Consider the following 20,881-nt stretch of genomic DNA (forward strand, 5'->3'; position numbering starts at 1 on the left):
CGTAAGAAAATACCGTAATTACATATATCTATAGACCCATATCACTATAAATCTTAGAATTTTCTTTCATATGTAAATTTTTTATTCGTACCTTCGTTCTACCAATTAACATTGGGTTTTACAAAAAAAATCTACTTTATTTAGAAAATATTACTATCGTATTTATAGCAATTGATAACATTGTTATCAATTTTATTTTGGGGCGAAATGCCGTCATTCATTGACGGCATTTCTTATTTAGTATAATTTTGAAACTATTTCACCAATCTTCTTTTTATATTGCATTCCTAAAAACTGAACACATACTATGTCACAAAAACGTCTTTTTCTCCTAGATGCTTTCGCACTTATTTTTCGAGGATATTATGCTTTGATTAAAAACCCAAGGATCAATTCTAAAGGGCAAGATACCTCTGCAATAATGGGATTTGTAAACTCACTCTTTGATGTTATTAAAAGAGAGAATCCAGATCACCTAGCGGTAGCATTCGACAAACATGGTAGTAAAGATCGTGTAGAAATGTTTCCAGAATACAAAGCCAATAGAGATGAAACTCCAGAAGCAATAAAAATTGCCGTTCCTATTATACAGGAAATACTTAAAGCAATGGATATTCCTATTATAGAAAGAGCCGGTGTAGAAGCTGATGACTTAATCGGAACCATCGCTAAGCAAGCCGAAAAAGAAGGATACAAAACCTATATGGTTACTCCGGATAAAGATTATGCTCAATTAGTATCCGAAAACATTTTCATGTATCGTCCAGCAAGGATGGGTAATGGTATCGAAATATGGGGGATTCCTGAAGTACAAAAAAGATTCGAAGTAGAACGCCCAGAACAAGTAATCGATTATTTAGGGATGATGGGAGATGCTGTAGACAATATTCCTGGTTTGCCAGGTGTGGGAGACAAAACTGCCAAGAAGTTTATTGCTGCTTACGGATCCATGGAAGGTCTTTTTGAAAATATAGATCAGCTAAAAGGTAAAATGAAAGAAAAAGTAGAAGCTAATCAAGAATTAGGGCTTCTCTCTAAAAAATTAGCAACAATTATGCTCGATTGCGATGTTACTTTTAACGCAAAGGATTATGAGAGATCAACACCTGATGCAAAAAAAGTACAGGAAATTTTTGAAGAACTAGAGTTTAGAAGATTAATCGATCAATTCACCAAAATCTTCTTTCCTTCTGAGTCCCCATCTCCTAAAGCAACTACTTCTTCTTCACCTAAAAAACAAGGCGAACAAGCTGGCGCAGGTCAATTCTCGTTATTTGGAGATAGTCAGGAAAGCAGTACTTCATCTACCTCTTTTTCTAACAGAAAAACGATTGCGAATACAGAACATTTTTATCAAAGTATTGCTCCAGGAATGGCCATGAAGTTATTCCTTCAGAATTTACTAAAACAAGAAAGCATATGTTTTGACACAGAAACTACAGGTCTCAATCCACTTACTGCTGAATTAGTAGGTATTGCTTTTTCTTGGGAAGCAGGAAAAGGATTCTATATTCCATTTCCAGAAGACCGAAATGAAGCTCAGGAATTGATCGAACAATTTAGACCTTTTTTTGAAGCAGAACATATTACCAAGATTGGTCAGAACTTAAAATACGACATCAAAGTATTAGCGAAATACAACATAGAAGTAAAAGGGAAACTTTTTGACACCATGCTAGCTCATTATCTTATCAATCCAGACATGAGACATAATATGGATGTGCTTTCTGAAACTTATCTTAACTACACCCCTGTCTCTATCACTGAATTAATTGGAAAAAAAGGAAAAAATCAATTATCATTCAGACAGGTTCCACAAGAACAACAAACAGAATACGCTGTAGAAGATGCAGATATTACGTATCAACTAAAAGAGCATTTTACGCCTGAGCTTAATGAAGCCAGTATATTATCATTGTTTGAAGACATAGAAGTTCCTTTGTTACGAGTTCTAGCAGATATGGAAATAGAAGGAATTAATCTAGACAAGGAGTTTTTACAATCTCTTTCTTCAGAATTAGACAATGATATTAAAACTTTAGAATCCGACATATACAGTAAAGCTGGAGAAGAGTTTAATATTGCTTCCCCAAAACAATTAGGGATCGTCCTTTTTGAAAAAATGAAACTGGTAGACAAACCAAAGAAAACAAAAACTGGTCAATATTCTACGGCAGAGGATGTATTGTCGTATCTAGCAAAAGATCATGAAATTATTCAGAATATTTTAGATTTCCGTGGGTTATCAAAATTAAAAAGCACCTATGTCGATGCGTTACCAAACCAGATAAACGAATCTACAGGTCACGTACATACAGATTATATGCAAACTGTTGCTGCTACGGGTCGATTAAGTTCCAACAACCCTAATTTACAGAATATCCCGATTAGAACCGAACGAGGACGACAAGTAAGAAAAGCTTTTATACCAAGAAGTAAAGAATACACTTTATTAGCTGCCGATTATTCTCAAATAGAATTAAGAATTATCGCAGCATTAAGTGAGGAAGAAACCATGATCAACGCTTTTAAGAATGGAGAAGATATTCACGCATCAACCGCTGCTAAAGTATTTAATGTTCCTTTAGAAGAAGTGACTAGAGAACAACGTAGTAATGCCAAAACGGTTAATTTCGGAATTATTTATGGGGTTTCAGCTTTTGGATTAAGTAATCAAACGGATCTTTCACGTAGTGAAGCAAAAGAATTAATTGACACCTATTACAAAACCTACCCTAAACTGCGCAATTACATGAGTGAATTGGTAGATTTCGCAAGAGACAATGGCTATGTACAAACAGTTTTAGGAAGACGACGTTACCTAAAAGATATTAACTCTGCTAACGCTGTTGTAAGAGGTGCAGCAGAACGAAATGCCGTAAATGCGCCAATCCAGGGTAGCGCAGCTGATATTATCAAAATCGCTATGATCAACATTCATAAGAAACTAAAAGAAGGAAATTATAAAACTAAAATGTTATTACAAGTACATGATGAATTGGTTTTTGATGTCTATAAGCCTGAATTAGATGAAATACAATCCCTCATAAAATCAGAAATGGAAAATGCTTATACCCTAGCAGTGCCACTAGATGTGGATATGGGATTAGGAAATAATTGGTTAGAGGCGCATTAATAAATGTAACTACTTCTGATAATTTTATACTCATACACAAGAACATAACTAACTATACACTATTTATTTTATGGAACAACTTTTTACCATCGAAAGCCTTATTACCCTGTTAATGCTGGTTTTACTACAAGCCGTTTTAGGATTTGATAATCTTTTATACATTTCTCTAGAATCCAAAAAAGCACCAGCAGACAAACAAAGCTATGTTCGCAAACTAGGTGTTGGCCTTGCCATCATATTGCGAATAGTTTTACTTTTTATACTGATGTCATTAATTCAGTATTTCCAGGAACCATTTGCAAGCCTACATAATAATAGCATTATAGAATTCGAATTTAATGTACATAGTGTTATCGTTCTAATAGGAGGTGTTTTTATTATATATACTGCTATAAAAGAAATTTGGCATATGATGATGCTAAAAGAACACGAAACATCTCACGGAGAGGAGAAAAAAGGTTCTACCAACAAAATTATCCTTTGGATCGTGATCATGAATCTAGTATTTTCTTTCGATTCTATTCTTAGTGCAATGGCATTGACAAGTCATATGGAATATGTGCCTCAACTTATTTTAATGTCTATTGCTATTATTATTGGCGGAGTCATCATGATTGTACTAGCTGATAAAGTATCTAATTTTCTACAAAAAAATAGAATGTACGAGGTATTAGGCCTTTTTATATTATTTATAGTAGGTATTATGCTATTATCAGAAGGCGGTCATCTGGCACACTTGCACCTCTTTAATAATCCTATTACACCAATGAGCAAAACTACTTTCTATTTTGTTATCATTGTACTTGTTATTGTAGATATTGTACAAGGACGTTACCAAAAAAACTTACTAGCAAAAAAGGAGCATCAAGAGGCATTACTTGCTAAACAAAAGGAAGAAAAATAAGCTTTAAGAAGTAGATACAATCAAAAAGAGCTTCTATCAATTGATAGAAGCTCTTTTTGATTTAAAGTTACATCCAGAACTACTGTCTGGTAAATACTAATGCCACATCTCCTAGATCTTCTACAGCGTCAGTAAAAGAAAGTGTTGTTTCAATAAGTGTAATAGTTACTTCTTTTGGATCCATCCCTGTAGGAGTAAATGTTAGTTTATCTCCATCTAGACTCCAGGTACCAGTTTCGTTAAGTGTTGTTCCTGTACAATCAGCAGTTACTACCACTAACGGCCCTACCATTTCCACATTGACAACAACTTCTTCCACATTCTGGTCATAAGTATTGTCATCATTTACCATAATGGTATCTTCGAAACAAGGTAGTTCTTCTAATAAATTATCAGAAACTGTTCCATCCATATTCAAATCCACAGACTGTGCAGCAGTAGCAGCAGTAAGCTTCCAAGTTCCTACAAGAGAAACAGTAGTCGGATCTCCTCCATTATCACCACTATTATCATCATCTGAGCTACATGAAGAAAAAAATAATGCAAAAGATATTGCAAAAAGAAAAAAATTGGTTTTCATAATTTTGAGTTTTAAATATTAATAACGATTTATTGTAAGTTATTAGTATCTACAAAAGAAAAACATTTCGACCTGAAAGCTGCTATGTTTAGGTTTACCTGTCCGTAGTTGCAGTAAAAAAATCATAGTAATTTAAAAAAGTAGGAATCACAGGGCCATTAAATGTATTCGGTCCATTAAACAATACGCATATCGCTATCTTATTTTCAGGATCTATCATTAATTGTGTTTTATATTGATTTACATTTCCTCCATGATAAATTATTGTTCTATTCCGATAATCTATGACTCTCCAGCCTTTAGCATAATAAGAGTCTGTTACGCCATCCCATAAATTCACATAAGTGTTTTTTTGACTGGTACAAATCATTGGGTTAAAAATCTCCGTTAGGCTTTCTTTAGAAATTATATCAGGACGATATCCTAACAAAACCTTTAAATACTCAGCCATATCAGAAATAGATGCATTAATACCTCCAGCAGCAGCAACGTTATAATAATTCTGATGAAGATCGGTTAGGTAATACTTTTTAGAATAATGATTCCACTTATGCGGCAGTGCTACATTAGTATTTCGTTTTATATCAGCATAGCTACTAGAAGCATTTTTCATTCCTGCAGGTACAAATAATCGTTCCTTCAATAATGTTTCAAAGGACTTTCCTGTCGAATTTTCCATCACTTTTTCAACAATGGAAAAAGCTGCATTTTGATATTCATATTCGGTTCCTTCTTTCGCTACAACTCCATTTCTTTTAAAATTAGCAATAATACCCTTCAGTGAAACACCTTTATGTATCAATTTAGAATTTGTATACTTATACAATCCTGCGGTATGAGAAAGCAAGTGATTAACTGTAAGTCTTTCTGCTTGTGCTTTATCTCTTAAACTAAAATTGTTTACCGATTTTTTGACACCTTGCCTCCATTGTAACTCATTGTTATCTGCCAGATTTCCTGCCAGAACTGAAGTTACTCCTTTTGATAAACTTGCAATCCTAAAAACGGTATTCACATCTACAGAATCAGTTGTGTGTATTTCTTTTACTCCGAAACCTTTTTTATAGATAACTGTAGAATCCTTAACAATAACTACTGCAGCTCCAGGGCATTCTGAAATATTGAAATTAGTAGCAAAAAACTTCTCATAATGATCCAGAAAAAATGACAAGGAATCTGTCTTTTCCGTTTTTGGTTTTTGATCTACAATCACTTCCTTCTCTTCCATTTTAGAAGTTGTGCATCCCATAATAAAAAGAGAAATAAAAAATCTTCCAATAAAGTTCTTCATATAGCAATAATCTTAACTATTGCAAAATACACGTAAAAAACTCTTATGTAAAAACTTTATTGGAAGCTTTTTTACAATTTTATAAAACAAATCTATATGTTGCCTTGATTAAAAACGTATTATCAGGTTGTTGATCCAAAATTTGATTATCTAAACTCCTAAACAAATGATCTCCTGGATCTCCAAAACCAGTTACTCCTTGCGACCATACTAGGAAAATTTCTGATCCAGGAATATATTCCCATCTTAGCACCAAATTAGATCGAAATTGCACAAATGCAAAATCAGGATTGCCAAAAGTGTAATCTACTCCACCTCCATCTTCATCTATAGAATAGGTGTCATCTGCAAAAGAAATCTGATCTTCTTCAAATAAAGTTACCCTTTCATTCAGATCGGTAGCAATAGGATTATTAACATAATTAAAATCTTTATAAGTACCTCTGGAAATAAAAGGCTGACCGTAATATTGTATAGTTAGATTAGGATTGATATTATAATTAAGACGAATACTGGCACTCAATGTTTGTTGATCAATTCTAGCAGTAATATATCTTGGTGTTCCTCCAAAATCAGTCTCAGTAACATATTGTGTTTTATTTGGGTTTCTTGTAAACTCAGGATTTAGAGAAAGACTAAACGCATTAAAAGGCTGATATCTCAATCTAAGTACATATCGTTGGAAAGAAAAATTATTCTGTTGAGCCTGAGAGTTCACATGCCCCATTGTGAAGCTAAACTTTTTTCTTTGATCAGAACCAAAAAACAACACTCCAATATTTTCCTCAGAAAAACGAAAACGAGGACCTCCTCTAAGAATTGTATTCGTAAAAATTCTTGGTTTATGAATATACTCTACCTCTGTCCACCAATTATTAGTATAACTCATATATCCACTTAATCCATACTGGATTCTATTATAATTTCCTTCGAAATCAAAGGTAGAAAACTGATTAAAATTAATATTTCCTCTTCTATACCATTTTGTAGGCTTTAGAAATAGATAACGAACGTTAGCAAACTGTCTAACCTCATCTGCTTGCCTTAAGAAACCAACATCATTTAATTCTAATTCTGGAGAACGCCAAAATACCCCTCCTTCATATCTCCAATTTCCTCCTCCTGTTTTTCCACCGATTAATTTACCTCCTGTACCAGTTAATGAAGTACGATTAGGATCGACCTCCACATGATCAGCATCTACCCGGTTAAACAAATGTGTAAGTGAATTTTGAGTTTCCTCAATTGCTTCCTTAGAACCTTCTACATGACTAGTTACTAAATTCCCTTCAATGAAGTATTTTCTATCTTTCCAATTGTGTCTAAAATCTAATCCACCTGTATAGGCTGATTTCCTTATGAAATTTAGGTTATTTTCTCTTAACCCTACCAATTCAGAAGTCTCATCTGTATCTGGATTATCATAATCTATATTTAATATATCACCCAGATTTCTATTAACAGCTGTAAAAATACCTCCTATATATGTATTCCGATCATTAAAATCTTTTTGCACTCTGCCCACGAAATAGTTCGTTAATGGCTCCACAATTGTTTCTCTTTCGTTTCCATCTGGATCTTCAATTTTAGCTATTTCTCTAGATGTTATACTTTCTAAAATACCGATAGACCATCCATTTTTAGTTTTACCACTAAATTTGGCAGCTCCTAAAATAGTAGTATTATTAGGTCTATCCACAAATTCTGTGTTAATTGGGCTTGAACCTATAGAACCTTGTGGGTTTCTTCCAATTCTCCTGGAATAAAACACGTTATCCTGACCATTAGCAAATCGATAATCAAAAATATTCTTGTTCTCTACAAAAAATGGTCTTTGTTCTCTAAAGAAAATTTGAAAACCATCTAGAGCAATCGCAGCAGGATCCGCCTCAACCTGCCCAAAATCAGGATTCACTGTTAAATCCATGGTAAGATCATTCGTAATACCAATTTTAGCATCCAAACCTCCATTTAATTTAAAATCATCTCCATCCCTAAAAGGATTTCCGTCTTCTTCTGGAAAAGTATCATACTGTGTAACCACAAAAGGCTGAATCTCCAATTGCTTCTGTGGCTCAATATTGATCAACCCATGCAATTCTCCAAACTCACTTACCCATCCAGGAGCGTCTTGTGGAACACGCTGCCACACAGATCTTTCTTCTTCCCTAAAGAATCTTCTTGTCAATTGAAGACCCCAAATCTGTTCTTTACTTTTACCAAATTTTAATTGGCTTAAAGGAATTTTCACCTCGGCAGTCCAGCCTTCATTATCTATATTACTAGCAGTATACCAAATTGGATTCCAGCTACCATCCCAATTATTACCATTATTAGATATGAATTCATCTCCTTTTACTCCTGCTGCAGTGATCGTAAACGAAAATGCTGTTCTCTTATCATGATAACTATCTAAATTGATCTCTATCCAGTCTCCGGAAAAACCATCTCTTCTAGATAATCTTTTTTCGATTTTATCAGGTTCTGTATCATAACATCGATATGCGATGTATAGAAATTTCTGATCATATAATATCTTAAACTTTGTTTGTTGACTAGGTGCCGTATTCTCGTCAGGTCGATTCTCAATAAAATCTCCTGACCATTCTACCAGATCCCAACTTGATTCTTCGATTAACCCATTAATTGTTGGCGCTTCTGATCCATTAAGAGGTTTTGTAGTATAGATTCTTTTTTTAACTACTGTAGAATCTTGGGCATTCGTAAATAATGTAAAAAGGAATACTCCTAACACTTGGATAGTGTACTTCATGTTGATTAGTTTTGTTGATTGATGTTTAATACAGGACATAAATTATGAATCTTTGTCACAGTTATGTTACCTATTTAATAAAAAATTAACACGTAACCGAGGTTTAGTGCCGCAAAACGGTAAAAAAATATCAGATAATTAACCTATCTGAAAACCAACGGATCATACATAGAAAATAATATCAATTACCTGTTTGCTATATAAATATATAATTGTACATTTGCACCCCTATTTTATATAGGAAAGGAATGTTTAATTAGTAAAATTAGTTAGTGTGGACACATTAAGTTACAAGACAGTATCTGCCAATAAGGCAACCGTTTCTAAGGAATGGTTACATATAGATGCTGAAGGACAGACTTTAGGACGTCTATCTTCTGTAGTAGCAATACTATTGAGAGGAAAGCATAAGCCTAACTTTACCCCACATGTTGATTGCGGTGACAATGTAATTATTACAAACGCCGAAAAAATCAACTTAACAGGAAAAAAGTGGACTGATAAATCGTATATCCGTCACACTGGTTACCCTGGAGGGCAAAGGAGTCTTACTGCTCAGGAGTTATTTGACAAAAACCCAGAGCGTTTAATCGAAAAAGCGGTAAAAGGAATGTTACCTAAAAACAAATTAGGAGCAGTTTTATTCCGTAATTTAAAGGTACATGCTGGAGCAGATCACAAGCAAGATGCTCAGCAGCCAAGAACTATTAACTTAAAAGAATTTAAGTAATGGAAGTTATTCACAAAATTGGTCGTAGAAAAACGGCTGTAGCTCGAGTTTACCTTAAAGAAGGTTCTGGAAAAGTTACGATCAACAAAAAAGATCTTAACGATTACTTTCCTACTGCTACGTTACAATACAAAGTAAACCAACCTTTTGCCCTAACGGACAATGAGGAGAAGTTTGATGTAACTGTAAACGTATATGGAGGTGGTATCACAGGACAGGCTGAAGCAATTCGTCTAGCAATATCTAGAGCGATGTGCGAGTTAGACCCTGAAAACAGAGCGGCTCTTAAACCAGAAGGTTTATTGACCAGAGATCCTAGAATGGTAGAACGTAAAAAATTCGGACAGAAGAAAGCTCGTAAGAAATTCCAGTTCTCTAAACGTTAATTTATTAAAACAGTATTTGTTGTTATCCCCTATTTTAGGGAGTTAGTTTAGCATCTAAATACCCAAGGCCATATCAAAAAGATAGCCACTTGAGTATTGCTAATTCAACAGAACGTAAACTATTACAAAAATGGCAAACAATATCGAAGTAAAAGACTTACTTGATGCAGGCGTACATTTTGGTCACCTGACAAGAAGATGGGATCCCAATATGGCACCATATATTTATATGGAACGCAACGGAATCCATATCATCAACCTATACAAAACAGCTGCAAAGATTGATGAAGCTGGCGAAGCTTTAAAGAAAATCGCAGCCTCTGGTAGAAAAATCCTTTTCGTTGCTACCAAAAAACAAGCTAAAGAAATAGTTGCTGAAAAAGCAGCAAAAGCTAACCAACCATACATCACAGAAAGATGGCCAGGTGGTATGCTTACCAACTTTGTTACTATTCGTAAAGCCGTAAAGAAAATGGCTGCTATCGATAGAATGAAGAAAGATGGTACTTTCAACACTTTATCTAAGAAAGAGCGTTTACAAGTAGATCGTTTAAGAGCTAAATTAGAAAAGAACTTAGGTTCAATCTCTGATATGACTCGTCTACCTGGTGCGTTATTTGTAGTAGATATTACTCGCGAGCATATCGCAGTAAAAGAAGCTCAAAAATTAAACATTCCTATTTTTGCAATGGTAGATACTAATTCTGATCCACGTCAGGTACAGTATGTTATTCCTGCAAATGATGATGCTTCTAAATCTATCGACAAAGTAATGACTTATGTTAGTGATGCTATAATCGAAGGATTAAGTGAAAGAAAAGCTTCTAAAGAAGCGCCAAAAGGAGAAGCGCAAGCTAAAACTGAAAAAGCGCCTGCTAAAGCTGAGACACCTGCTGAAACCGAAGCGCCAGCAGCAGCTGAAAAAGCACCTGCTAAAACCGAAACTCCTGCACCTGCTGTAGAAGCTCCGGCTAAAGTTGAGGAAGCACCAGCAGTAGCTGAAGCTGCCAAGCAAGAAGAAGAATAAACATTCATTGATTGCTTTCAATCATTAAAAATTATAAAAATTAAAGCATAAGTTGTAAAACTTAACTTTAAGATAAAATTAATGAGTCGTTTAGTTCTTTACTTTTATAGTAATCATAACTAAACGACTTATTTTTTACACAAACACATTAAATATTTAAAAGATATGGTTAAGATTACAGCCGCAGAAGTTAACAAATTAAGAAAAGCTACAGGTGCAGGAATGATGGACTGCAAAAAAGCATTAGTTGAAGCTGAAGGAGATTTTGAAGCAGCTATAGATGTATTGCGTAAAAAAGGACAAAAAGTTGCTGCTAAGAGAGCTGATCGTGACTCTTCTGAAGGCGCTGCCATTGCCAAAATTAATGCAGATAACACTGCTGGTGTATCTATAGTTTTAGGTTGTGAAACAGATTTCGTTGGTAAAAACGAGAGTTTTGTTGCCTTAGCTAATGAATTAGCTGATCTAGCATTAAACTGCTCTTCTAAAGAAGAATTTTTAGCTGCAGATTTTGGAGGAATGACAGTTGCTGAAAAATTAGTTGAACAAACTGGTGTTATTGGAGAAAAACTAGAAATAAATGCATTCTCTAAATTAGAGGCTCCTTATGTTGGCTCTTACGTGCACATAAACAAAATTGCTGCACTAGTTGGATTATCTGCAAAAGTAGACAAAACTGATGTTCTAGCAAAAGACTTAGCAATGCAGATCGCTTCTATGGGTGCTACAACACTTTCTTATAAAGATTTTGATCCTGCTTTTGTAGCTTCAGAAACTGAAGCAAGAATTGCTGTAATCGAAAAAGATAATGAAGAACTAGGTCGTTTGGGTAAAACTCTTAAGAATGTACCTCAATACATATCTATGTCTCAACTAACTCCTGAAGTTCTTGCCAAAGCAGAAGAAGATGCTAAAGCTGAATTAAAAGCTGAAGGTAAACCAGAACAAATCTGGGACAGAATTCTTCCTGGAAAAATGGAGAGATTTATTTCTGATAATACAACTCTTGACCAAGAGCAGTGTTTGTTAGATCAAAATTTCATAAAAGATGAAAAAATCAATGTAGCTAAATACGTTGAATCATATGGTGATGTTCAAGTTACTTCTTTTGAAAGAGTATCTCTAGGTTAATACAAAAACATCATATTATATAAAAGTTAAAAACCGCTTCAATTGAAGCGGTTTTTTCGTCATTTTTCGAAATACTTTTCTCTTAGCATCTGAAATATTTTTCTAAACATTTTGGACCCCTCCAAAATGCTACCCCAAAAAAGACTAACTCCCCAATCAGTCTAGAATACACATTGCACTTTCGTGAATATGTAAATTCATAAAAAACATTTCATCACTATTTCAAAAAACATTTCTCATCTCCCCTGTTTTTGTTTTCCTTTTACAAACCTATAACATTATCCAAAGCCAACCAATAGCAGCATCAGGGGAAAAGAACCCTTTTTTAATAACAATACTTCAATTTTAACATTTCTGACCTATTTCAGAAAGATTTACCCTTTAGTAATTAAACTATTTTCTAAATTAAGAATATCATTATATTTGCAGCACAGTCCAAGCAAATGATGAAATACAAAAGAATATTACTAAAATTATCAGGAGAAGCCCTGATGGGAGAACGTCAATATGGTATTGACCCCAAAAGATTAGCAGAATACGCTAATGAAATCAAGCAAATAACTAATGAAGGTGTAGAAGTTGCCATAGTTATAGGTGGTGGTAATATTTTTAGAGGTGTAGCTGGTGCCAGCAAAGGCATGGATAGAGTTCAAGCAGATCATATGGGTATGCTAGCTACTGTTATTAATGGATTAGCCCTTCAAAGTGCATTAGAAGACGCAGAAATACCAACAAGACTTCAATCTGCTATAAAGATTAATGAGGTAGCAGAACCATTTATCAAAAGAAGAGCTATTCGACATTTAGAAAAAGGAAGAGTTGTAATTTTTGGAGGAGGAACAGGTAACCCATATTTCACAACGGATTCTGCAGCTGTATTAAGAGCTATAGAAATCAACGCAGATGTAATCCTTAAGGGAACAAGAGTTGACGGAATCTATACTGCAGATCCGGAAAAAGATTCTCAAGCTACTAAATTTGATTTTATTACATTTGATGATGTTTTGAGGAAAGGACTTAAAGTAATGGACACAACAGCATTTACGCTAAGCCAAGAAAATGAATTGCCAATTATAGTTTTTGACATGAACAAAACGGGCAATCTACTAAAAGTAATTTCCGGAGAATCTATTGGAACAAAAGTAAACCTTTAACAATAGTGGCTCATTTTTTGATCTACTAAAAAGAAAAGAATTATATTAAGATGAACGAAGAAGTAAATTTTATTCTGGATTCAACTAAGGAATCTATGGAGGGCGCGATCGCTCATTTAGAAAAACAGCTAATTGTAATAAGAGCAGGAAAAGCATCTCCTGCCATGCTTAGTGGTGTTATGGTAGAATATTATGGAAATGCTACCCCATTAAATCAGGTAGGAAATGTAAACACTCCTGATGCCAGAACAATTACTATTCAACCTTTCGAGAAATCTCTTATTCAGGAAATCGAAAAAGCTATTCAGGTAGCTAACCTTGGTTTTAATCCTATGAACAATGGAGAAAGTGTAATTATTAGCGTACCTCCTTTAACAGAAGAACGCCGTAGAGACTTGGTAAGACAAGCAAAAGCTGAAGCTGAAGATTCGAAGGTAGGTGTACGTAATGATCGAAAAAATGCCAATACAGAGATCAAGAAATTAGAAAAAGATGGATTGTCCGAAGATATGGCTAAAAATACGGAAGCAGATATCCAACAATTAACAGATAGCTATATTAAGAAAATTGATGATATGCTTGCCGTTAAGGAAAAAGAGATTATGACGGTATAACACCTAAAAACACATATACAAAAGTGTTTTCTTTTATAAGAAAACACTTTTGTATATCATCAAATTCTTATGAATCAATTCTGATAATGCAAAACAAACTATTCTGTTTATTATTTTTTACTCATTTTGTTTTACTATCCCAAATTAGCATTACCGGAAAAGTAATTGATCAAAGCACCAATGAACCCTTACCTTTTGCAACGGTAAAAGCAGATCACGATGAATATGCACTAACTTCTTCTAAAGGTGAGTTTCTAATAAGGTGCGATAGTTACCCCATCAATCTAACCATAAGCTACATTGGATATGCTACTAAAGAGTTCTCTATTCAATCCGAAGATATCGTAAAAGTAGAGATACAACTTTCTCCCATACAAGAAAATTTAGGAACAGTAAAACTAGATGTTCCTGGAAGTATTGCTTCAAATATTATTAAAAAAGCAATTACAAACAAAGACAAAAACAACCCAAACAAATCCTTAAAAAGTTATAGCTATAAGAGCTATAATAAGTTTAAAATTACTGAAGATAATCAGGCAAGATTCGAAACTCCAGATACAACAGGAGTAGATATGGAACGTATCTTTAATGATGCTCATTCTTTTCTTTCTGAAAAAGTAAGTCTACACGAATTTAACAAAGGGCGCGATGAAAAAGAAACCGTGCTTGCGTCTAGAATGACTGGGTTTAATAAACCAGTTTACAACGTACTCGGAATTAAAATTCAATCGAACTCCCTATATGAAGAAAACTATGTAATCTTCAATAACAAATATGCAGGACCTCTATCCAACAGAGCTCTTAAAAATTATTACTATAAAGTTCTGGACACCACCCAAGGCAAAAGACCAGCTTATGTTATACTTTTTCAACCAAGAAGATCTAAAAAAATAGCAAGCTTAGAAGGTGTCTTATACCTAGACATGGAGACACTCTCTATTCAGAAAGCAATTGCCGAATTAAGAGGAGAACTTAATGTTTTAGTCACTCACGATTTTAAATACAATACAGAAGAAAAATTATGGCTTCCGTTAAACCAAGAGGTGACTATAAGACCTGGTATTGGAAAACAAAAAGTTACTTTGTTTGGAGGACAAATTTCTGTGGGTAGATTAGGAAACGATAAGAAAAGTTTTACTGGCAACAATGACTTTCTAATTTCCAAAACAGATTTCTTTGATTACACAACACAACTAGACACCAAGATTGGACTTCAACAATCTGCAATAGAAATAGCTCCAGAAGCCACTAACCGCAATGAGGAATACTGGAACAACTATAGAACGAGTGCCATAACGGAAAAGGACTTAAATTCCTTTCCAATTGTGGACAGTATTGTTCAAGCACAAAATATCGAGCGAAGGATAAATGTTATTCAAAGCTTTAACATTGGGTATTATCCTGTTGGGTTTTTCGATTTTGATCTAACTTATCCAATAAAATATAATAATTTTGAAGGATTACGTTTAGGGTTAGGCGGCCTAACAAACCAAAAATTTTCTAAACGATTTCGCGCAGAAGGTTACCTAGTTTATGGTTTTAGGGATGGTCGATTCAAATTTGGATTAGGCGGTGGCGTTTTACTAAATAAGGATATGGGATCCTGGCTAAATGTAAATTACACTGATGATCTTAAAGAAGTAGGTAGTTTTTTCTATTTAACGGATAGGCGTGTTTATTCTTTATTTGAACCACGTTTGGTAAATATAGATTTCTATTACAAACACAGAACTTGGAGCACAAGTTTACAACATAGAATTTTACCTAAATTATTATCAGAAACTCAGTTTTCTGTTAGCAATATCGATCAAACTGGTGGTTATACATATCTGGATGACGGAAATTCATTCTCGCGATATAAAACCGCAGAATCTACTATTGCACTGCGATGGAGTCCATTCAGTAAATTTTTAAAAACACCTAACGGTTTTAGAGAAATACAAGATGGATATCCAAAAATCACTGCCCAATATACACAAGGGTATAAAGGAATATTTGATAGCGACTTTAGTTATAGTAAAATAGGAATTAAAGCAGAATATATAATTAATCGTCTTAATCAATCAAGTACACAATTGCTACTAGAGGCAGATATCGCAAGTGGGGATGTACCGCTAACACACTTATATCATGCATATCCAAATGCTCCAACCAAAGAAACCATTTTCCAAAGGTTTTCTGTTGCTGGGCGAAGAAGTTTCGAAACCATGTATTTTAGTGAGTTCTTTAGTGACCGATTAGCTACGCTACAAGTAAGACATAGACTACGACCATTTAAAATAGCAAGTTGGCTTAAGCCAGAAATGGTATTAATCACCCGATATGCTATCGGAGATGTAAGTAATCTTGACAAACATCAAGGAGTTAATTTTAATTCCTTACAGCAAGGATATCAGGAATCCGGATTCGAAATCAATAAGCTTTTCGCTGGTTTTGGCCTAAGTTTTGCCTATCGTTACGGCGCTTATCACCTGCCAAAATTAGAAGATAATATTGCATTTAAATTCACTTTCTACCTAAAGCTATAGCGCAAGAATATTTATTAATTTTCTTTTGGAAATTTTTCAAATATTAAAACCTCAAATTCTTACATTTGCACAAGGAAAATAGAGAATGGCAAAGTTATTAACTTTCGGGTTTTGGAATACATTAGCTGGAATTATACTCCGTAATAGAGCAGCAATATTTATAATTATTATTGGTATAACCGTTTTTCTTGGTTTTCAGTGGAAAAATATGCGGTTTTCTTTTTCTGAAGCAAATCTTCTTCCCGATGATCACGAAGTAAACATTAAATATCAAGAATTTCTGGATAAATTCGGAGATGAAGGTAATCTTATTGTGATGGCTGTAAATGACAGCTCTCTTTTTACTCCTACAAAACTAAAAGCCTGGAATGATTTTAATGATTCATTTAAGGAATACAGCGAGATTGATCTGGTAATTTCTGTTAGCGATTTAAAAACACTAAAAAAAGAAGACAATCCTGCTAGATTCGAACTTGTATCCTTTATAAAAGATAGTATATATACTGTCGAGAATGTTTCGGAATACCAGAATGAACTGTTCAATAAACTACCCTTTTACGAAGGGCTTATCTACAGTAACAAATCCAACACTATACAAAGTGCCATTTACCTTAATAAAGATATTGTAAATACAATTGTAAGAAAAAAGTTTATTGAAGATATTTTAAACCCTAGAATTGAAGAATTCGAGGAGAAATTCGGAATGGACATTAAAGTTTCTGGTATGCCTTATATCAGAACTATGAATTCTCAGAATATCATGGATGAGATTCAGATATTCATTTTAGCTGCATTATTGGTTACATCACTGATCTTCTTTTTCTTTTTCAGGTCTTTCAGAGCTACTCTTATTTCGATGACTGCAGTAATCATTGGTGTAATGTGGGCCTTTGGATTATTAGGGCTTTTGGAATATGAAATTACTGTTCTAACAGCCATCATACCTCCATTAGTAATAGTTATCGGAATCCCTAACTGCATCTTTCTGATTAACAAATATCAACAGGAAATAAAAAAGCACGGTAATAAAGCAAAATCCTTACAACGTGTTATTACCAAAGTTGGGAACGCCACACTAATGACCAATGTTACCACAGCTGCTGGTTTTGCTACTTTTGCCTTAACAGAAAGTAAATTATTAAAAGAATTTGGTATTGTAGCTGCATTAAATATTATAGCGCTATTTATATTATGCTTGCTAGTCATTACAATAATTTACAGTTATATGCCACAACCCAAAGAAAGGCATTTAAAACATCTAGGAAAAAGATGGGTTGAAAGACTGGTTACTTGGATGGAACACGCTGTTAAAAACCAAAGAATAACCATATACATTTCCTCTGTTATTATACTTATTGCAAGCATCATAGGTATATATACGATTAAAGTTTCTGGAAGTTTATTAGAAGACATGCCTAAATCAGCAGGTTTTTTTAAAGATATCCAGTTTTTTGAAGATGAATTTGATGGCATTATGCCATTAGAAATATTAATAGACACAAAACGTAAACAAGGAGTTTTAAAACTACCTACTTTACGTCGAATGGAACAACTGGAAGAACTTCTAGAAGAAACTCCAGAGTTATCGAAACCGATTTCTATTGTCAATTTAGTAAAATACGCTAAGCAGACATACTATAACGGGAACCCAAAATATTATCAATTACCCACAAGTCAAGAAAGAAATTTCATTCTCCCTTATGCCAAAAGTTTCGAGTCTGAAGCTGGAGCAATGAATAGTTACGTAGATTCTACTGGTCAATATGCTAGAATTACTACATTTATGAAAGATGTAGGCACTGAAGAAATGGAGAGAATAGAAGCTAATCTAGCTCCAAAACTAGAAAAGCTGTTTCCAAAAGACCGTTATGAAGTTAGTTTTACAGGTAAAGCCTTAATTTTTCAGAAAGGGACGACCTACCTAGTCTGGAATCTAATATTCTCTTTAGGACTAGCTATTATACTTATAGCACTATTCATGGCTTGGATGTTTAGGTCCGTTAAAATGATTGTGATATCGTTAATACCTAATTTACTTCCTTTATTAATGACTGCTGGTTTAATGGGCTTTTTAGGAGTCCCTATAAAGCCATCCACTATATTAGTTTTTAGTATTGCGTTTGGTATTTCCGTAGATGACACCATTCATTTCTTAGCAAAATATCGACAAGAATTAAAGTCTAATCACTGGAGAATTCGTAAATCAGTCTTTGCTGCTTTAAAAGAAACAGGAGTTAGCATGTTTTACACCTCTACAGTATTGTTTTTTGGTTTCTCCGTATTTATGATATCAAGTTTTGGAGGCACTAAAGCATTGGGTGGGTTAGTTTCGGCTACTTTATTATTTGCAATGTTAGCTAATTTACTGCTATTACCTTCATTATTGCTTTCTTTAGAACGAAGTATTGCCAACAAAAAGACATTAAAAGAACCCAAGTTAAAAATCATTGCAAGTGATGATGACGAAGAACTTCCTGCTGACGAAGAAGAAAAGCAATAATTCTATCATCTGTTTCTTACATAAAAAAGAAGTCCCGCCAGTAAACTAGCGAGACTCCGTGTAAGATAGATTACCCCAAAACCTATCGAACTAAACTTAACGTAAACACAATCGTCATAATTGCATATGCAATATACACTGCCTTTTTGTATTTTAAAACACCTTTAAGGGGGGGATTTCCCCCTTTCGATAAAATAAATATACTTTTAACATTTATTTTGTAGTATAAAAACGCAATAAAAAACAACAAATAGCTAATAAACAGATAGTTGGAGAACTAAAATTAGTAGGAATTTTTACACATCCATAAGAAAAAACCTTTCAAAAAAGTTGTTTTTTCCCCGAAAAAGCACTTTTTTATGGTTTTCACATCGAATGCCTCCAGAAAAAACCGTCAGATTTTTTAATTCTTTTAAAATGCACCTGTTTTTATTAATCAAAACGAAACTAAAATATTTATTACTAGAATTCACTTTTTTGAAGAGTAACCTTATGCATCAATTCGATTAAAAAATTATCTTTGCTACTTCGAAATTTTATATCCTCTATCAAGGAAAAAATTCAACTTTAGGTAGTTACCTAATAAACGGATTAAATTAAAATTAGTAATTACATTGTAAGACGAAATAATACAGATTGCTTACTCCATCAGACCGATGTAAAACAAATAAAATAAAATTGATGAAACATACCAAAGTAATAGACGTACTAAAGAGTGACAAACTATTGCAGCCTGTCACAGTAAAAGGATGGGTTCGTTCTTTCCGTAACGATCGCTTCATAGCGTTAAATGATGGATCAACGATTAATAACATTCAATGTGTGATTGAAGACAACACCGTGGATGCTAATATTATTGACAAAATAAATATTGGTGCAGCTCTTTCTGTTATAGGTACACTTGCAGAAAGTGAAGGTAAAGGTCAGCGCGTAGAAATAAAAGTTTCTAGTATTGAAATAGAAGGAGAAGTTGATCCGGAAGAACTGAGACTAACAATTTTGTCTCCTAAAAGACATAGTTTAGAAAAACTAAGAGAACAGGCTCACTTAAGAGTTCGTACCAATACATTTGGAGCTATTATGCGTATGCGATCAAAATTATCGTTTGCTATACATGAATATTTCCAAAAAAATGATTTTTACTATGTACATACTCCGGTAATTACCAAAAGTGATGCTGAAGGAGCTGGCGAAGCTTTTAAAGTAACAAATCTAGATCTGAACAATATCCCAAAAGATGAAAATGGCGAAGTAGATTATAAACAAGATTTCTTTGGCGGAGAAACTAACCTAACTGTTTCTGGTCAATTAGAAGCAGAAACCTATGCAATGGGATTAGGTCAAGTATATACTTTTGGGCCAACATTTAGAGCAGAAAACTCGAACACTTCTCGGCACCTTGCTGAATTCTGGATGGTAGAACCAGAAGTTGCTTTTTGTGACTTGGATGGTAATATGGATCTTGCTGAAGATTTTATAAAGTATGTGATCCAGTTTGTTCTAGATAATTGTCAGGATGATCTTGAGTTTTTAGAAAAAAGATTAGCTGAGGAAGACAAACAAAAGCCTCAAGCAGAAAGAGCCGAAATGCTACTTAGAGATAAGTTAAAATTTGTTTTAGAGAACAACTTTAAGCGAGTTAGCTATACTGAAGCTATTGAAATTCTGAAAAATTCTAAACCTAATAAGAAAAAGAAATTTAAATTTCCGATTAATGAATGGGGTGCAGATTTACAAAGTGAACATGAACGCTTTTTAGTTGAAAAACATTTTAAATGTCCGGTAATATTGTTTGACTATCCAGCGGATATCAAGTCTTTTTATATGCGATTAAACGAAGATGGGAAGACTGTAAGAGCAATGGACATTCTTTTTCCTGGTATTGGAGAGATTGTCGGAGGTTCTCAACGTGAAGAGCGACTTGATGTTCTTAAAGAAAAAATGGCCGCTTTAAATATCCCAGAAGAAGAATTATGGTGGTATCTTGATACACGTCGTTTCGGAACATGTAAACATAGTGGTTTCGGATTAGGTTTCGAAAGATTAGTATTATTCGTTACAGGAATGGGGAATATCCGTGATGTAATTCCTTATCCAAGGACTCCACTAAATGCGGAATTTTAAAGC

Annotated in this window: 14 protein-coding genes; 11 read left to right on the forward strand and 3 right to left on the reverse strand. The window is 34.0% G+C overall.

The annotated features are described in order from the left end of the window. The first annotated feature begins 307 nt into the window (after positions 1-307). Together polA and Q0975_RS02320 are read left to right on the forward strand one after the other, a co-directional pair. Positions 308-3,136: a DNA polymerase I gene (gene polA, locus Q0975_RS02315; RefSeq protein WP_299432489.1), complete on the forward strand. Its 2,829-nt coding sequence runs from the start codon at positions 308-310 to the stop codon at positions 3,134-3,136. Positions 3,137-3,206: 70 nt separating this feature from the next. Continuing rightward, positions 3,207-4,040, forward strand: a complete 834-nt coding sequence (locus Q0975_RS02320) for a tellurium resistance protein TerC (protein ID WP_299432491.1) — start codon at positions 3,207-3,209, stop codon at positions 4,038-4,040. A gap of 79 nt (positions 4,041-4,119) precedes the next feature. Here Q0975_RS02320 and Q0975_RS02325 read toward each other — a convergent pair whose 3' ends face one another. The 3 genes from Q0975_RS02325 to Q0975_RS02335 all read right to left on the reverse strand — a co-directional run bounded on the left by Q0975_RS02325 (position 4,120) and on the right by Q0975_RS02335 (position 8,684). After that, positions 4,120-4,620, reverse strand: a complete 501-nt coding sequence (locus tag Q0975_RS02325; RefSeq protein ID WP_299432493.1) for a lipocalin family protein — start codon at positions 4,618-4,620, stop codon at positions 4,120-4,122. Between the two features lie 94 nt (positions 4,621-4,714). Continuing rightward, positions 4,715-5,911 (reverse strand): serine hydrolase domain-containing protein, encoded by a 1,197-nt coding sequence (locus Q0975_RS02330; protein ID WP_299432494.1) that lies wholly within the window; start codon positions 5,909-5,911, stop codon positions 4,715-4,717. Positions 5,912-5,990: 79 nt separating this feature from the next. After that, positions 5,991-8,684, reverse strand: a complete 2,694-nt coding sequence (locus Q0975_RS02335) for a DUF5916 domain-containing protein (RefSeq protein ID WP_299432497.1) — start codon at positions 8,682-8,684, stop codon at positions 5,991-5,993. 274 nt (positions 8,685-8,958) lie between these two features. Between Q0975_RS02335 and rplM the strand changes: the two genes are divergently transcribed. From rplM to asnS, 9 genes are all read left to right on the forward strand, one after another. Next, entirely contained in the window at positions 8,959-9,414 is a 456-nt protein-coding gene (gene rplM / locus Q0975_RS02340; protein ID WP_299432500.1) for a 50S ribosomal protein L13, read from the forward strand. Beyond that, positions 9,414-9,800 (forward strand): 30S ribosomal protein S9, encoded by a 387-nt coding sequence (gene rpsI / locus Q0975_RS02345; RefSeq protein WP_299432503.1) that lies wholly within the window; start codon positions 9,414-9,416, stop codon positions 9,798-9,800. Before rplM ends, rpsI begins: the two co-directional genes overlap by 1 nt. A 130-nt stretch (positions 9,801-9,930) precedes the next feature. Continuing rightward, the gene (gene rpsB / locus Q0975_RS02350; protein WP_299432507.1) at positions 9,931-10,827 is read left to right on the forward strand and encodes a 30S ribosomal protein S2; all 897 of its coding nucleotides are present in this window, start codon (positions 9,931-9,933) and stop codon (positions 10,825-10,827) included. A gap of 165 nt (positions 10,828-10,992) precedes the next feature. Next, positions 10,993-11,958, forward strand: coding sequence for a translation elongation factor Ts (gene tsf / locus Q0975_RS02355; RefSeq protein ID WP_299432509.1), 966 nt, complete (start codon positions 10,993-10,995; stop codon positions 11,956-11,958). A 446-nt stretch (positions 11,959-12,404) separates the two neighbouring features. Further along, positions 12,405-13,112, forward strand: a complete 708-nt coding sequence (gene pyrH / locus Q0975_RS02360) for a UMP kinase (protein ID WP_299434221.1) — start codon at positions 12,405-12,407, stop codon at positions 13,110-13,112. Positions 13,113-13,162: 50 nt separating this feature from the next. After that, a complete protein-coding gene (gene frr, locus Q0975_RS02365; protein ID WP_299432512.1) occupies positions 13,163-13,726 on the forward strand; it encodes a ribosome recycling factor in 564 nt (187 codons plus the stop codon). An 86-nt stretch (positions 13,727-13,812) separates the two neighbouring features. Continuing rightward, positions 13,813-16,254 (forward strand): DUF5686 family protein, encoded by a 2,442-nt coding sequence (locus Q0975_RS02370; protein WP_299432515.1) that lies wholly within the window; start codon positions 13,813-13,815, stop codon positions 16,252-16,254. A gap of 85 nt (positions 16,255-16,339) precedes the next feature. Beyond that, a complete protein-coding gene (locus Q0975_RS02375) occupies positions 16,340-18,754 on the forward strand; it encodes an efflux RND transporter permease subunit (protein WP_299432518.1) in 2,415 nt (804 codons plus the stop codon). Between the two features lie 681 nt (positions 18,755-19,435). Further along, positions 19,436-20,878, forward strand: a complete 1,443-nt coding sequence (asnS, locus tag Q0975_RS02380) for an asparagine--tRNA ligase (RefSeq protein ID WP_299432521.1) — start codon at positions 19,436-19,438, stop codon at positions 20,876-20,878. Positions 20,879-20,881 lie beyond the last annotated feature (3 nt).

Origin of the sequence: uncultured Aquimarina sp., assembly GCF_947500065.1 — a bacterium.
Taxonomy (GTDB): domain Bacteria; phylum Bacteroidota; class Bacteroidia; order Flavobacteriales; family Flavobacteriaceae; genus Aquimarina.

Bases quoted from the DNA above. Each gene is read 5' to 3' on its own strand.
- Q0975_RS02375 (WP_299432518.1), top strand. From the start codon at position 16,340: ATGGCAAAGTTATTAACTTTCGGGTTTTGGAATACATTAGCTGGAATT.
- Q0975_RS02325 (WP_299432493.1), bottom strand. From the start codon at position 4,620: ATGAAAACCAATTTTTTTCTTTTTGCAATATCTTTTGCATTATTTTTT.
- polA (WP_299432489.1), top strand. From the start codon at position 308: ATGTCACAAAAACGTCTTTTTCTCCTAGATGCTTTCGCACTTATTTTT.
- frr (WP_299432512.1), top strand. From the start codon at position 13,163: ATGAACGAAGAAGTAAATTTTATTCTGGATTCAACTAAGGAATCTATG.
- rpsB (WP_299432507.1), top strand. From the start codon at position 9,931: ATGGCAAACAATATCGAAGTAAAAGACTTACTTGATGCAGGCGTACAT.
- pyrH (WP_299434221.1), top strand. From the start codon at position 12,405: ATGAAATACAAAAGAATATTACTAAAATTATCAGGAGAAGCCCTGATG.
- Q0975_RS02335 (WP_299432497.1), bottom strand. From the start codon at position 8,684: ATGAAGTACACTATCCAAGTGTTAGGAGTATTCCTTTTTACATTATTT.
- asnS (WP_299432521.1), top strand. From the start codon at position 19,436: ATGAAACATACCAAAGTAATAGACGTACTAAAGAGTGACAAACTATTG.
- Q0975_RS02330 (WP_299432494.1), bottom strand. From the start codon at position 5,911: ATGAAGAACTTTATTGGAAGATTTTTTATTTCTCTTTTTATTATGGGA.
- Q0975_RS02370 (WP_299432515.1), top strand. From the start codon at position 13,813: ATGCAAAACAAACTATTCTGTTTATTATTTTTTACTCATTTTGTTTTA.
- Q0975_RS02320 (WP_299432491.1), top strand. From the start codon at position 3,207: ATGGAACAACTTTTTACCATCGAAAGCCTTATTACCCTGTTAATGCTG.
- tsf (WP_299432509.1), top strand. From the start codon at position 10,993: ATGGTTAAGATTACAGCCGCAGAAGTTAACAAATTAAGAAAAGCTACA.
- rpsI (WP_299432503.1), top strand. From the start codon at position 9,414: ATGGAAGTTATTCACAAAATTGGTCGTAGAAAAACGGCTGTAGCTCGA.